Origin of the sequence: Amycolatopsis sp. EV170708-02-1, assembly GCF_022479115.1 — a bacterium.
Classification (GTDB): domain Bacteria; phylum Actinomycetota; class Actinomycetes; order Mycobacteriales; family Pseudonocardiaceae; genus Amycolatopsis.
On record NZ_CP092497.1, the window covers coordinates 5,359,568 to 5,372,800 of the forward strand.

Annotated in this window: 11 protein-coding genes; 3 read left to right on the forward strand and 8 right to left on the reverse strand. The window is 68.8% G+C overall.

From position 1 onward, the window contains the following. The first annotated feature begins 11 nt into the window (after positions 1 to 11). Both MJQ72_RS24330 and MJQ72_RS24335 read left to right on the forward strand, forming a co-directional pair. Positions 12 to 833 carry a LysR family transcriptional regulator gene (locus MJQ72_RS24330; protein WP_396426871.1) on the forward strand — a complete coding sequence of 274 codons (822 nt, stop codon included), beginning with the start codon at positions 12 to 14 and terminating at the stop codon, positions 831 to 833. Between the two features lie 141 nt (positions 834 to 974). Then, positions 975 to 1,277 (forward strand): DUF6506 family protein, encoded by a 303-nt coding sequence (locus tag MJQ72_RS24335; RefSeq protein WP_240593251.1) that lies wholly within the window; start codon positions 975 to 977, stop codon positions 1,275 to 1,277. On the opposite strand, the gene MJQ72_RS24340 is transcribed toward MJQ72_RS24335, so the two are convergent. After that, the gene (locus MJQ72_RS24340) at positions 1,274 to 1,753 is read right to left on the reverse strand and encodes a MarR family winged helix-turn-helix transcriptional regulator (RefSeq protein ID WP_240593253.1); all 480 of its coding nucleotides are present in this window, start codon (positions 1,751 to 1,753) and stop codon (positions 1,274 to 1,276) included. The two genes, MJQ72_RS24335 and MJQ72_RS24340, sit on opposite strands and share 4 nt — an antisense overlap. An 83-nt stretch (positions 1,754 to 1,836) precedes the next feature. Here MJQ72_RS24340 and MJQ72_RS24345 point away from each other — a divergent pair, with 83 nt between their 5' ends. Then, positions 1,837 to 2,478 carry an FMN-dependent NADH-azoreductase gene (locus MJQ72_RS24345; RefSeq protein ID WP_240593254.1) on the forward strand — a complete coding sequence of 214 codons (642 nt, stop codon included), beginning with the start codon at positions 1,837 to 1,839 and terminating at the stop codon, positions 2,476 to 2,478. Positions 2,479 to 2,527: 49 nt separating this feature from the next. Here the strand turns inward: MJQ72_RS24345 and MJQ72_RS24350 are convergent, their stop codons facing one another. From MJQ72_RS24350 to MJQ72_RS24380, 7 genes are all read right to left on the reverse strand, one after another. Beyond that, positions 2,528 to 5,662 (reverse strand): TIM-barrel domain-containing protein, encoded by a 3,135-nt coding sequence (locus MJQ72_RS24350; RefSeq protein ID WP_240593256.1) that lies wholly within the window; start codon positions 5,660 to 5,662, stop codon positions 2,528 to 2,530. A gap of 446 nt (positions 5,663 to 6,108) precedes the next feature. After that, positions 6,109 to 6,894, reverse strand: coding sequence for a DeoR/GlpR family DNA-binding transcription regulator (locus tag MJQ72_RS24355; RefSeq protein WP_034316006.1), 786 nt, complete (start codon positions 6,892 to 6,894; stop codon positions 6,109 to 6,111). 126 nt (positions 6,895 to 7,020) lie between these two features. Next, positions 7,021 to 8,877: a DUF5107 domain-containing protein gene (locus MJQ72_RS24360; RefSeq protein ID WP_240593258.1), complete on the reverse strand. Its 1,857-nt coding sequence runs from the start codon at positions 8,875 to 8,877 to the stop codon at positions 7,021 to 7,023. Beyond that, positions 8,874 to 9,941 (reverse strand): ABC transporter ATP-binding protein, encoded by a 1,068-nt coding sequence (locus tag MJQ72_RS24365; RefSeq protein ID WP_240593259.1) that lies wholly within the window; start codon positions 9,939 to 9,941, stop codon positions 8,874 to 8,876. Before MJQ72_RS24365 ends, MJQ72_RS24360 begins: the two co-directional genes overlap by 4 nt. A 6-nt stretch (positions 9,942 to 9,947) precedes the next feature. Then, entirely contained in the window at positions 9,948 to 10,877 is a 930-nt protein-coding gene (locus MJQ72_RS24370; protein WP_240593261.1) for a carbohydrate ABC transporter permease, read from the reverse strand. 10 nt (positions 10,878 to 10,887) lie between these two features. Continuing rightward, entirely contained in the window at positions 10,888 to 11,838 is a 951-nt protein-coding gene (locus MJQ72_RS24375) for a carbohydrate ABC transporter permease (protein WP_240593263.1), read from the reverse strand. Beyond that, positions 11,838 to 13,232 (reverse strand): ABC transporter substrate-binding protein, encoded by a 1,395-nt coding sequence (locus MJQ72_RS24380; RefSeq protein WP_240593265.1) that lies wholly within the window; start codon positions 13,230 to 13,232, stop codon positions 11,838 to 11,840. Before MJQ72_RS24380 ends, MJQ72_RS24375 begins: the two co-directional genes overlap by 1 nt. Position 13,233 lies beyond the last annotated feature (1 nt).

Consider the following 13,233-nt stretch of genomic DNA (forward strand, 5'->3'; position numbering starts at 1 on the left):
AATCTGCGGCTGTGGAGTTACGACGTCTTCGATATCTGTGCGCCGTGGCGGAGGAAGGGCATCTCACCCGTGCCGCGGAGCGCCTCGGCATCCGGTCGTCGTCGCTCAGCCAGCAGATCATCGCGTTGGAACGGGAGCTGGACGCCACGCTGTTCGTCCGCACTCAGGCGGGGATGACGCCGACCGCCGCCGCGCTGGCGCTGCTCCCCCACGCCCGCCGGATGCTGGAGGAGGCCGAACTCGGCGCACGGGCCGTCCGCGACACCGTCGGCCGGCCGCTCCGCGTCGGCGTGACACCGGGCGCCCCGGCGGCGGTATTTCCAGCCCTGTACGCGGAAGCGGTGGAGATCGAGGACCTCTCCGCGGCACGGCAGCTCGAACTCCTCCGCCGCGGCGCGCTCGACGCCGGTCTGCTCGCTCTTCCGGAGGAGGTGGACGGCCTGCGGGTGGCCGTCGTGAGCGAGAGGCCGCTGGGTGTGCTCGTCGCGGCTACCCACCCGCTGGCCCGGCTGGACACCGTGGGCTGGGAAGACCTCGCCGGGCTGGACCTCCTTCTGTACGAACGGAAGCTCGCCCCGGGGTATCACGACGCGCTGCTCGCGGACTGCGCGGCGGCGGGCTGGCGGCCGGCTCACGTACGCGCCGGGCCGCCGCGCCGGTCGTTGTTCGTCGGCGAATTGCGGTACGGCGGGGACGTCGTCGCCTTGCGCCCCGAGGAAGAACCGGCCGAAGGTCTGCGACGGCTGACGCTGCGGGAGGCGCCTGTCGTCCGGCACGCGCTCGTATGGGATCCGGCGCACGAGTCCTCCGATCGGATCGCGGCGCTGGTGTGACGGCGCCCACAAAGGGGTTTCCGCGCTGCCCGCCCGGCCTCTCCTGTTCGGTGCCGCCGAACGGCCGTCCGGATCCGCCTCGTGGACGGCACTCTCGTTTCGCGATTACCTCACGGTGTTCGACAACGGAGGAGGATCGTCATGCGACAGTGGGGTTTCGTGTACTTGGCCGACGGCTGCGACCCGGCACGGGATGTGTCCCGTGTGGACAGTGGGGAATGCCTGACGGTGCTGATCGGGGTCGGCCGCGTAGACCAGGTCGTCGCCGCGGCCCGGCGGCTGGTCGGCGAAGGGGCGCAGCTGATCGAGCTGTGCGGCGCGTTCGGTCCCGTGTGGACGGCGCGGGTGATCGAAGCCGTGGGTAGCGAGGTTCCGGTCGGGAGCGTCATGTACGGCGCCGAAGCCACGAAACAGCTCCACGACCTGTTCGGCCTCGGGGCCTAGCAGTCGTCGGTGTGCGCGGCCCCGAGGCAGGCGGCGGGCTCGGCGTGCCCCGCCGCCTGGTACAGCAGGCTGTACAGCGTCTCGCGCTGGTCCTTGTCGAGCCCGCCGAGCACCTCGTCCTCGACTCCGGCGAGGGCGAACTCGGCTTTGACGAGCTGTTTGGCGCCGACGTCGGTGAGTTCGACGATATGCCGCCGCCGGTCCCGCGGTGACCGCCTGCGTTCGATCAGGTTCGCGGACTCGAGGTCGTTCAGCAGCCCGACGACGTTCGTGCTGTCCATCTCCAGCGTTTTCGCGAGGTCCTGCTGCGAACAGCCGCCGAGGTCACGCAGCACGGTCAGCGCGACGAGATGCCGCGGCCGCAGGCCGAGCGGGGCCAGCACGGTCTCGCTGCGCGACCGGATGCGGCGGGTGACGTGGTCGAGCAGCGCGCCGCAACGGTGCGGGGGCTGGTTCACGACCGGGAGCTCGGACACCGGTCAAGTGTACGTTCCTTCATGATGACCGCCACAGCACCAATGGTTTGCGTTACACAAACTATCTGTGCAAGATAGTCGGTATGACGAACCTGCTGCACATCGACTCGAGCATCACGGGCGAGCACTCGATCAGCCGCCGCCTCACCGCGCGTGCCGCCGCGGCCTGGCGCGCCGCGCATCCGGACGGCACCGTCACCTACCGCGACCTGGGCACCGATCCGTTGCCGCATCTGGGCGCGGCCGCCAACGAGGCCAAGGCGACACCGCCGGAGCAGCACACCCCGGAGCAGGCCGCGGCCTGGCGGCTCATCAAGGAGCTCGTCGACGAGGTGAAGGCGGCCGACACGATCCTGCTGGGCCTGCCGCTGTACAACTTCGGCCCGCCGAGCACGGTCAAGGCCTGGGTGGACCACCTGATCGCGCCGGGATTGTCGGTCAACATGGACACCAGGGAAGGCCTGCTCAGGGGCCGAGACTTCATCGTCGTGACCGCACGCGGCGGCGGCTACGGAGAAGGCACCCCACGCGAGGGCTGGGACCACGCGCAGGCGTGGATCCCGCACGGCATCTCGCTGACCGGCCTCGAACCGCGGTTCGTCACCGCCGAGCTGACCATGGCGATGGTCAATCCGGCGATGGCGGAGCTGATCCCGCTGGCCGAGGCCAGCCAGGCCGAGGCCGAACGAGCCATCGACGCTTTGTGGACGCCCGTCGCGGCCTGACTCGTGAGTGGTAAGGACGGTTCTAGCCGTCCTTACCACTCACGAGGACTCAGCCGATACCGGCGGCGAACACGTGCATCGCGGTGTTCGACGGCAAGGTCACCGCGACGACCTCCTTGCCCGCAGTCAGCGGGACCGAGTTCGCGAACACCCGGTACGGCGTGGTCGGGTACGCGGCCCCCGTGCGGGTGTTCTTGCCCAGCACGGTCGCCACCGTGGTCGCGCCGTATTGGGCCGGATCGGCGCAGCACCAGTTGGGGAACCCGAGTTCGGCCTGGCTGGTACTGCCATCGGCGTAGCGGACGACGACCGTGCCCTTCGCCGTGCCGGTACCGGTTCCCGCCAGCACCAGCTTGGCGCCCGTACCCCGCACCGCGATCGTCTGACCGGACGCGAGCACGTTGTCCTTCTGTCCCGAACCGGTCTGCGGCCACGTCAGCTGCGCACCGAGCGCGGAGAAGCCCGTACCAGGCTTGAGCCCCGCCTCAGCGAGCCCTTCCGCCCGGAAACTGCTGCCGCCACCGTCGATGTCCCCCACCGCGACATGGGCCGTGTCGGTCACGCCGACGTTGCCGTACGCCGCGGCCAGCGAACCGTGCGGGACGGTGACCGTCACCGAGTCGGTGACTCGGTTCTCCCCGAGCCGCGCCTGGTACGACGCCGACGCGGTGAGCTGGTAGTCGTCCGGCTTGATCCCCGCGTCCGGCGTGACCTTCACCGGGACCTGGACGGTCTTGCCGGGCATCACCAGTCGCGGACCGGCGGGTACCTCGGCGCGGAAGCCGTTGGCGGGCAAGGAGAACGAGACGTCCCGGACCGGCAACGGCGTGCCATTGGTGAAGCTCAACGTGCCCGTCGCGGTCTGCCCGGGGCCGGCGACCGCCGGGACGGACAGGGTGACCGAGCCGTTGCGGTCTTCGGGGAAGATCCCGCCGACGGCACTCGTGCCGAACAGCCGGACGTCCTGACGTTCACCAGCGCCGATCTTGCCGGTCTTGACCCGCGCGACCCCGCCGGTGGCCGGATCGAACCACCAGCCCGACGGTGCCGCGTCCAGCTCGGCCTTGCTGCCGTACTGCCGAAGGATCGAGTTCCCCGCCAGTACCGTCGCCGGCTTGCTTCCCGTGTGGACTGTCAGCTGGTAGTTCCGCGACGCGGGCTTCCCGGTGTAGGAACCGGAACTGGCGCCGATCCCGACCGTCACCGTGCCCAGGCCGGACGTCGGCGCGTCGACGGTGAACGTCTGCTTCGCCTGGTCGCCGTTCTTGTAGGCGCGAGTCACGCCGTCGTCTTCGGTGAGCGTGAACGAACCCTTGCCCTGCGGGTAGACGTCGAGATCGAGCACGCCCTTGTCCCGCGTCTGCCACGACTTCGTGCCTTCGGCCCACATCGGCACCACGGCACCGGCGCGGACGAAGAGCGGCAACGTGTCGAGCGGCGCGTCGTAACCGTCCACAGTGGTCGGACCGGTGTAGGTCTTGCCGCTCCAGTAGTCGACCCAGGTGCCCTTCGGCAGGTAGATGCCGTTGCGGACGGTGGAGTTCTCGTACACCGGCGCGACCAGGAAGTCCTTGCCGGAGAGGAACTCGTACTTCGCCTTCTCGCCCCACACGTTCGGGTCGTCGGGGTATTCGAGTGCCAGCGGGCGGACCTGGCCGACGCCGGTCTTGTGCGCCTCCACCGAATGGCTGTAGGTGTAAGGCAGCAGCCGCTCCTTGAGCAGCAGGTACTTGCGGTTGATCGAGGTGTACGGCTCGCCGTACCGCCACGGCTGCTTGTCCGACGCGGCCCAGCCGTCCATCGTCATCGAGACCGGAAGGAAGGCCTTCCACTGCAGGTCGCGGACATAGGTCTGCGGGCTGCCGCCGAAGATGCCGTCGATGTCGCCGGTGTTGTACGCGATCCCCGACGTCGTGGCGCCGGCGTAGGTCGGGATCTGCCACTTGATGTAGTCGTAGGAACCGGCCTGGTCGCCGCTCCACAGCACGCCGCAGCGCTGCGCGCCCGCCCAGCTGACCGGTGTCCAGACGAAGCCGCGCGCGTCGCTGTTGTCCTCGATGCCCTTGTGCGCGGTGTCGCAGGCGTCCAGCGCGAACTGGTAGCCCGGGCCGACCCACGCGACGTCGAGTTTGCGGACCCGCACGCCGGCCTTGACCTCTTCGACCTGGTTCGGCACGCCGTTCTCGGTCCACAGGCCCAGCTGCATGTTGTTCTTGCGCAGGCCTTCGCCGGTCTGCTGGAGGTTCTCGTATCCGCAGCCGTAGCCGTCGTTCACGAGCATCCAGCCGTTGGGCATCCCGTGCTCGGTGTACCCCTCCGCGATCTTCACCGCGTCCAGCGTGTGCCGCTCACCTCGGTTGGCGTTGTGCAGGTAGCAGTCGGCGTCGCCGTGTTCGAGCCCGTAGAGCGGTGGCAGGAAAGGCTTCCCCACCAGATCGGTGTAGCCGGTGATGACGTCCTTGAGCCCGTCGCCGACGACGTACGTCGCGTCGAAGCGGCGCTCGTCGTGCGTGGTGCGCACCGGCTCGGTGAAGGCGTAGGTGCCTTGCGCGAAGGTGTTGCGCAGCACGCCGTATCCCGCCGTGGAGGCGTAGAACGGCTGCGAATTCGGGGCACCGCCGTCGTTCCAGTTGTAGTCGGCGAAGATCCGGATCGTCTGGTCGCGGTGGCTGAAGCGGCCGTTCTGCTCGCCGCCGCCGACGAACTGTTCGGTCGCCGTCCGGGCGAGGGTTTGCGTGGTCTGCTTGCCGGTCCAGGACAGCGGCGCCGACTCCTCCCAGAGCCGCTTGCGGTCCGCGCCGTCGTACAACGCGAGCCGCAGCGGGTGTTTGTACGCCCGCAACGTCGCCTTGGCCGTGGAAACCGCCCAGTAGCCGCCCTTGTCGACCGTTTTGGGCGTGACCGGGCCGCCGGTGCGCGGCAGGACGATCTTGCTCCCCGCCGGGTCGGTGAACGTGCCGTCCGGCGCCAGCCAGACCCGGACGGCGCCTTCGGCCGGGAAGCCGACGCGCACCGCGGCGCTTCCCGACTTCAGCGTGACCGTGGGGCCTTCGGCGGAGATCCCGGTCAGATCGCCGAGCCTGCCGGACGCCGCGTCGGCCGGATCGGCGTGGGCGGCGACCGGGGAAAGCCCGAGAAGGGCCACTGCGGCCAAACAACTCAGGGATTGCGCAACTCTGCTCATTCGAGACACCTTTCGCGCATGAATACGCAATAGGGTCTCTGTATAGCGCACGGTTCGCGCAAAGTCATCCGCCGAAGCGGTGCTGCCGACTTTCGTCGGGTCGGCCGAAGATCCTTATGTCACAACAACGCCTAGCGTCCTGCGCAGTCAGTCCGGCCATGGTGTGCCTGAGCCGGTGCACAAGACGAAGGCTGGGTGGTCGTGAGTGATTAGGAGCGTTAGAACGACCAATATCACTCACGACGCCGCGCCAAATCGGAGACATGGACACCAATCGGACATTCGGCGCCCGACGAGTGTCCCTTGTAGACAGGGACAGCAAGGCCCTCATCCCACGCGGTGAAGGGCGGCTTACCCGCGTCACATACGGTGAAAGTCCCCTTCACCACCCTGAGACCAGAAGAACTCAAGACACCGAATTTCTGGCGCAGTACACCTGGTAGAGGTCAGACGGCTTGGACCTCGACGCCCGCGGCCTCGAACGCCCGCAGCACCTTCGGATCGGCGTTGGAATCGGTGACCAGGGCGTGCACCTGCGGCGTCGCGCAGATCCGCGCGAACGCGCGACGGCCCAGCTTCGAACCGTCGGCGACCGCGACGACGCGTTCCGCCCGCTCGACCATCAGCCGGTTGATACTCGCTTCGCCCTCATGATGCGCGAAGGCCCCTGCGTCGGCGTCGAACGCGTCGACCCCGAGGAACAGCAGGTCGATCGTCAGTTCGCTGAGCACGCGAGTCGCCAGCGGCCCGCTCAGCTCGAACGACTGCGGACGCGCGACCCCGCCGGTGACCACGATCTTCACATGCGGCCGGACCGCGAGTTCGTGCGCGATGTTCAGCGCGTTGGTGACCACGGTCAGCCCCGGCGAATCACGGAGACCGGCCAGATCGGACCGCGTCGCCAGCGATCGCGCGACGCCGGCCGTCGTCGTCCCGCCGTTGAGGCCGACCACCATGCCCTGCGCGACGAGCGCCGCCGCGGCGACGCTGATCCGCTGCTTCTCGGGCACGTGCCGGGCGGTCTTGTACCGCAACGGCAGGTCGTAGGCGAGGTCGTTGGCCACCGCACCACCCCTGGTGCGGGTGAGCAGCTGCTGCTCCGCCAGGTGATCGAGGTCGCGCCGGATCGTGGCGGCGGAGACGTTCAGCTCCTCGGCCACGTCCTCGACGTCGATCTTCTCCCGCTGCCCCAGCAGGTCCAGCAGGGTGCTCAGCCGTTCGTGCCGGGCCATCGGCGCCACTCCTAGCTCGCTGCGGCCTATCGCGCATACCGGTGCGCTGTTGGCCACTGTTTCGAGCAGTATGCTGCATCGCGGTTGTCCGCCGCGAGCGGCACGCCGGTCGAGTGGCCCGGCCGGTCACTTCATCCGGAAGTCGTGCTGTTCCGGCAGCGGTTCCTCGGAAACCGCCGCCCAGGTGTCGGACAAGGACGTTTCCCCTTCCCTGATGTTCGCGACCTCGAAACCGCCGTCGTACACGGCCTTGGCCCCGGCGACGTCGCCGAGGGCGAGCCGGGTCCGGGCGGTCAGGAGGGCGACCCGCCCTTCCACGGGCAGCCCGTCCAGCAGTTCGCTCGCTTCGTCCGGGAGTCCCGCGGCGAGTTGCGCCGCGATGGCCTCGACGACCAGTGGACGCAGCGACGGCGCGAGGGCGACCGCCCGCCGGTACAGCCAGGCGGCCTCGTGCCCGGCCGTGGCGATCGCGAGATTCCGCAGGGCCCAAGGGTTCTCGGCCGCCGAGACCGACTCTCGCCAGGCGCCGACCGCGTCCGAATGCCGTCCGGCCGCCCAGTGCGCGACGCCGCGGTGATACCAGGTCAGCCAGTTCTTCGGGGCGTACTCCATGAGATCCGCCCAGTACCGGTTCACCAGCGTCGCCGGGGGAACCGCGAGCGGATCGCCGTCCGGCGGCGTGCCGTCGAGCAACGCGAGCCACGGCTCCTGGTCCGGTCCGAGCGACTCGTCCGGGAACGGCGTGCCGGGCAGGCACATCGGCGCGCGCCGGTTCTCCAGCGCGCCCCAGCCCGAACCGGTGGCCAGGAAGGATTCCGGGGTGACGTCGGCGATCTTCCGCCAGTCGTCGTGATACTCGTCCATGGTCTCCGCCGACGGCAGACCGGCGGCGACGGCCTCGCGAGCCGCCGTCCAGTCGTCACCGTGCACCGCGGCCGGATCGGCGGCGACCGGACCGTACGCCTCCAGCCAGTCCCAGCCCTCCCCCGGCGGCAACCGCAGATGCTCCAGCTGGGTGCGGGCGAGGCCGGCTTGGATCTCCAGATAGCCACCGGCGCCGGGAGCGAGCCACTCCTGCCAACGACGTCCTCCGGCGGACTCGCCCCACAGGAACAGCTTCCGCCCGCGCAACCGGCCGGTGGACACCTGGGCCAGCCCGGTCCCGTCCTGTTCGACGGCCGCGACCCACGGCCTTCCGGTCACCTCGAAGAAGTAGTCCGCCGCGGCCTCCGCGCGGGCCGGATAGGTCAGCTCGCCGGGCACGTCGACCAGGTCGAGCCGCCCCGAATAGCCGTAGTGCCACGCCTGCGTCGCGGGCGCCAGCACGCGGGTGCCTTCGTTCTGCGGCACCGCGATGTTCGACCACCAGTACACCGGGACGTCGTAGGGATGCGGGTTCCGCACCCGCACCGCCACGAGCAGGTGTTCCGACCCGTCCGGCAGCCAGAAGTCGACCTGGTACGGCAGGTCGCGGGTGCGTTCCCACTCCCACAGGCGCAGCACCGGCGTGCCGTCCGGTCCCTCGATCTCCGCGGCGAACATCGGCTCGCAGGTCAGCGTCGTGTGTCCGGTGCTGCCGAGGTTCCACTCGACCCCACCGGCGAACCACGCGTCCCGCAGCGCGAGGTTCGCGGGCTGGAACACCGGGTTGCGGTAGAGCAGGTCGCGTCCGGACGCCTTGTGGACCAGCGAGTACAGCCGCCCGCCCAGCGACGGCAGCACGGTGGCGCGGAGCTTGTCGTTCTCCAGTACCACCGCCGGGATCTCACGTTCGGTGCGCTCGCGGGTGTAGCCGTCCTGCAACAGGCAGGGCAGCGTGGTGTCCAAACGGCCGTAGCCGATGTTCTCCGCCAGGTCCGGCGGCAGCTCGTCCACATTGGACACCTTGGCCACCGCCTCGGGTTTCCGCAGCGGCGGCAGCGGGTTCTCCGGCCCCAGCTCGGCGGCCGGGAGCACCAGCCCGGTGCGGTACAGGCGGGTCATGCGTCCGGGAGCCGATCGCCGGTGGCGGCGTCGAACAGGTGCACCGCGCCCGGTTGCGGTGTCAGGGAGATCGGCTCGCCGCGCTGCCACGGCGCCATCCCCGGAGTGCGGACCGTCAGCACGCGGTCGCCGTCCCGGCAGTAGAGGTATTGGTCGCTGCCCAGTTCCTCCACGACCTCGACGATGGCCTCGAAACCGCCCTCGCCGATCGTCCAGCCCTCGGGCCGGACGCCGACGACGATGCCGGGCCCGGTCAGCGCCGAACGTTGCGCCGGAGTCAACGGCAGCCTGGTGCCGCCGGCGACGGCGCCGTCACTGTCCACAGTGGTCTCCAGCAGGTTCATCGCGGGCGAGCCGATGAATCCGGCGACGAACACGTTGACCGGCTTGGCGAACAGCCCGACGGGCGTGTCGCACTGCTGCAGGAGCCCGTCCTTCAGCACGGCGACCCGGTCTCCCATCGTCATCGCTTCGACCTGGTCGTGCGTGACGTACAGCGTCGTGATGCCCAGCCGCCGTTGCAGGGAGGCGATCTGGGTGCGCGTCTGCACCCGGAGCTTCGCGTCCAGATTGGACAGTGGCTCGTCCATCAGGAACACGCTGGGCTCGCGCACGATCGCCCGCCCCATCGCGACACGCTGCCGCTGACCACCGGACAGCTTCGCGGGCTTGCGGTCCAGGTACTCGGTCAGGTCGAGCACGGCCGCGGCCTCGGCCACCTTGCGCTCGCGTTCGGCCTTGGGGATCTTCGCCAGCTTCAGGTGGAAGCCGATGTTCTCCCCCACCGTCATATGCGGGTAGAGCGCGTAGTTCTGGAACACCATGGCGATGTCCCGGTCCTTCGGCGGGAGTTCGGTGACGTCGCGGTCGCCGATGTGGATGGAGCCGTCGTCGACGCCTTCCAGCCCGGCGAGCATGCGCAGCGTGGTCGACTTCCCGCAGCCGGACGGGCCGACCAGCACCAGGAATTCGCCGTCGGCGACCTCGAGGTCGAGGCCGTCGACCGCGGGACGGTCCACCCCGGCGTAGAACCGGGTGGTGTCGGAGAAGGTCACGGTGGCCATCAGGTCCTACTTTCCGGCGCCGAGGGTCAGGCCGGTGATGATCCGGCGGGCGAGCACAAGGTAGAGCACGAGCATCGGGAGCACGACGATCGCCACACCGGCGATCAGCCCGCCGTACTCCGACTGGTAGCTCGCCGCCCCGTAGAAGGTGAAGAGCGCGCGTGACAGCGTGAAATGCGCCTGGTCCTTGAGGAACACGATCGCCAGCAGCGTCTCGTTCCACAGTCCGATGGCGTTCAGGGTCAGCGCGGTGATCATGCCGCCGCGGGTCAGCGGCAGCATGACCGAGAAGAACGTGCGCGTCGGCGAGGCGCCGTCGAGCGCGGCCGCCTCCTCCAGTTCGTCCGGCAGCGACCGGAAGAACCCGGTCATCAGGAACACCGTGAACGGGATCGACAGCGCCACGTACAGCACGAACAGGCCGTATTCGTTGTCCAGGTGCACTTTACTGAGCACCACGAACAGCGGGATGATCACGGTCTGGAACGGCACCCCCATGCCGATCGCGACGGCGTTCGTCATCGGCCCGGAGCCGCGGACGCCGAGCCTGGTCAGGGCGTAGGCGCAGGGCGCCGACACGGCGACCGTGACGACCGTCGCCAGCCCGACCAGTACCACGGTGGTCAGCACGGCCTCGCCGAAGCCGGCGTTGTTCCAGGCGTAGATGAAGTTCCGGAACGGCTTGCCGACCTTGAACCACTGGTACGGCAGGTCGAACGGTTTGGTGAAGATCTCCACCGGTGTCTTGAACGACGCCGTGAGCAGCCAATACAGCACCAGGATGTTGCCGGCGGTGAACAGCCACACGATCGTGGAACCCAGCACCCGCAACGGGCTGAACCGTTTCGAGCCGGGCGCCGGACGCGGTTTGCGAGGCGGCTTGCGCACCGGTTTCGCCGCTCGCCGCGCGGGCGCCTCGACGTCGGTGACGGACATGGGATCTCCCTCAGAACTGGATCGCGTCACGGCGCATCAACCGGCGGAGCAGGACCACGAGCACGGACACCAGCGCGATCATCGCCACCGCGCAGGCACAGGCGGCGCCGAAGTCCGGGGTGCCGTTCGAGCCGAAGGTCCGGTCGAACACGTAGATCCCCAGCGTCCACGCCTCGTTGGGCGGGGCGTAGGTGCCCGGACCGGCCAGTACGAACACCAGCTCGAAGATCTTGAGCGCGTTGATCGTCCACAGCACCCCGGCGACGCCGACGACGTCCCAGGTCATCGGCAGCGTGATGTTCTTGAACTTCTGCCACGGCGACGCGCCGCCCAGCTCCGCGTCCTCGTAGAGATACGGCGGGATGCGGTCGACCGCGGCCATCAGGATGGTGATGTAGAACCCCGAGCTGGCCCAGATCAGCGAAGCCGTCACCACACCGGTCACATTGGCCGGTGCGAGGAACTTCGCCGCGTCCGCGCCGAGGCCTTCCAGCACGTAGTTCGCCAGCCCCTGTTTCCCCGGCTGGTACTTGAAGACGAAGCCGAGGAACATGCCGAGCGCCACCGGCGCCACGATGTTCGGGAAGAACAGGATGGCTCGGACGATCTTGCCGCCCTTCATGTCCCGCAGCACCATGGTGAACAGGAACGCCAGCGCGAACGTGCCGATCCCGCCGAGGAACACGTAGATCAGCGTGTTGCGGAAGGCGTACTGGAACGAGTCGCTCGCCCACATCTGCGTGTAGTTGGTGACGCCGTTGGGTTCCGGCGTGTCCCCCGCCCCGGCCCAGCTGGTGAAGCTCAGCACGACGGTCGCGATCGTCGGCAGGACCAGGAAGGCCAGGTACAGCACCAGCGCCGGCGCGGCGAACGGCCAGAACAGCCGTTTCTTGCGACTCAGGTGCGCCCCGGCCTTCACGGCCCGCGCCGGCGGTGTCGCCGGAGTCGTGACTGTCGCCATCAGCCCTGGTTCTTCCAGAACTCGGCGCCCTTGGTGGCGAGCTGGTCCACGAACTGCTGCGGGGTGATCTGGCCCTTCAGCAAGGCGATGTCGGCGGGGTCGAAGACGTCGGTCTGCCATTTGCCGCCGGCGATGCCGTCGATCCCGTCGTACTGCAGGACGTGCTCCTTCTTCGGGTCGTCCAGCGCGGCCTTGACCTGCTTGAGGTCGTCCGGCACGGCGAGGTCGGCACGCGGCACGAGGTTGTCGGCCACCACCGGGATCCCGGCGAGCAGGTCCTTGTTGAGGAAGTAGGCGATGAACGCCTTGGCCGCCTCGGCGTGCTTGGCCTTCTTGGTCACCGAGAAACCGATCGACATCTGCTCGACGGTGTCGTGCGTGGCGCCTTCGGGCATCGGGAACTGGAAGGAGCCGTAGTTGATCTTTGTCCCGGCGCCCTGCTTGTCGAGGTACTCGCGGGTCTCGCTCGGCGCCCAGCTGCCGACATAGAGGAACCGGGAGTCGCCGTCGGCCCAGCGCTGCTGCACCTGCGGGAACTTCGCCGCGTCCCAGCCGTCGATGAAGTACTTGGGCAGCTTCGCGGTTTCGGTGGCGGCCTTGAGGAACCCGGGGTCGGTCTTCCACGCCTGGCCGGTCTTGTCGGTCGCGGCCTTGTACAGCCCGCCCGCGCCGACGTAGCGCTCGGCGAGCTGGGTGTAGAAGTACATGTTGTAGAACGGGATGTCGCCGTCGAGGCTGATGGCGGCCTTGCCGTCGGCCTTCGCCTTGTCGAACAGGCCGATCAGCTCGTCCATCGTCTTCGGCTGCTGGATGTCGCCTGCGGTGTCCTTGTTGAACCACCAGGCGCTCGACTGGATCGTGTACGGGACCATGAAGTTGTGGCCCTCGCGGTCCTTGTTCTGCGGGAAGTCGTACGAGCTGGGCGAAAGCACGTCCTTGACGGTCTTGTCGCCCTCGCCGACCTTCATCGCGAACACGTCGTCGACGCTCTGCGTGCCGCCCGGCGTCATGACCGCCGCGCCGACCTTGCTGACGTCCTGGTCGAACAGGTCCGGGACGGCGTCGGTGTTCAGCGCGGGCACCAGGTTCTGGGTGTAGGCCTTGCGGCCCAGCCACTGCACGTCGACCTTGACGCCGGTCTTCTCCTGGAAGCATTTGAAGGCCTTCTGGAGGACCTTGCCCTGCGGCTCGTCGGCCGTCCACATGGACCAGTACGTGAATTCCTTGTCCGTCGCGGGTTTCACCCCCGCCTCCGGACAGGGCGCGTTGAGGAACTGATCGACGCCCGGGAGCGCGTTCTCGCCGGTGCCACCGGCCGTGTCCCCACCGCCGCCGCAACCCGCGAGCAGGAGCGCCGCGCCTGCCGTCAATGCCGTGAGCCTGCCTACCCGCATC

What these genes read in the sequence shown, in the direction of transcription:
- MJQ72_RS24335 (WP_240593251.1), top strand. Translation starts at nt 975, where the DNA reads ATGCGACAGTGGGGTTTCGTGTACTTGGCCGACGGCTGCGACCCGGCA.
- MJQ72_RS24345 (WP_240593254.1), top strand. Translation starts at nt 1,837, where the DNA reads ATGACGAACCTGCTGCACATCGACTCGAGCATCACGGGCGAGCACTCG.
- MJQ72_RS24350 (WP_240593256.1), bottom strand. Translation starts at nt 5,662, where the DNA reads ATGAGCAGAGTTGCGCAATCCCTGAGTTGTTTGGCCGCAGTGGCCCTT.
- MJQ72_RS24355 (WP_034316006.1), bottom strand. Translation starts at nt 6,894, where the DNA reads ATGGCCCGGCACGAACGGCTGAGCACCCTGCTGGACCTGCTGGGGCAG.
- MJQ72_RS24360 (WP_240593258.1), bottom strand. Translation starts at nt 8,877, where the DNA reads ATGACCCGCCTGTACCGCACCGGGCTGGTGCTCCCGGCCGCCGAGCTG.
- MJQ72_RS24365 (WP_240593259.1), bottom strand. Translation starts at nt 9,941, where the DNA reads ATGGCCACCGTGACCTTCTCCGACACCACCCGGTTCTACGCCGGGGTG.
- MJQ72_RS24370 (WP_240593261.1), bottom strand. Translation starts at nt 10,877, where the DNA reads ATGTCCGTCACCGACGTCGAGGCGCCCGCGCGGCGAGCGGCGAAACCG.
- MJQ72_RS24375 (WP_240593263.1), bottom strand. Translation starts at nt 11,838, where the DNA reads ATGGCGACAGTCACGACTCCGGCGACACCGCCGGCGCGGGCCGTGAAG.
- MJQ72_RS24380 (WP_240593265.1), bottom strand. Translation starts at nt 13,232, where the DNA reads ATGCGGGTAGGCAGGCTCACGGCATTGACGGCAGGCGCGGCGCTCCTG.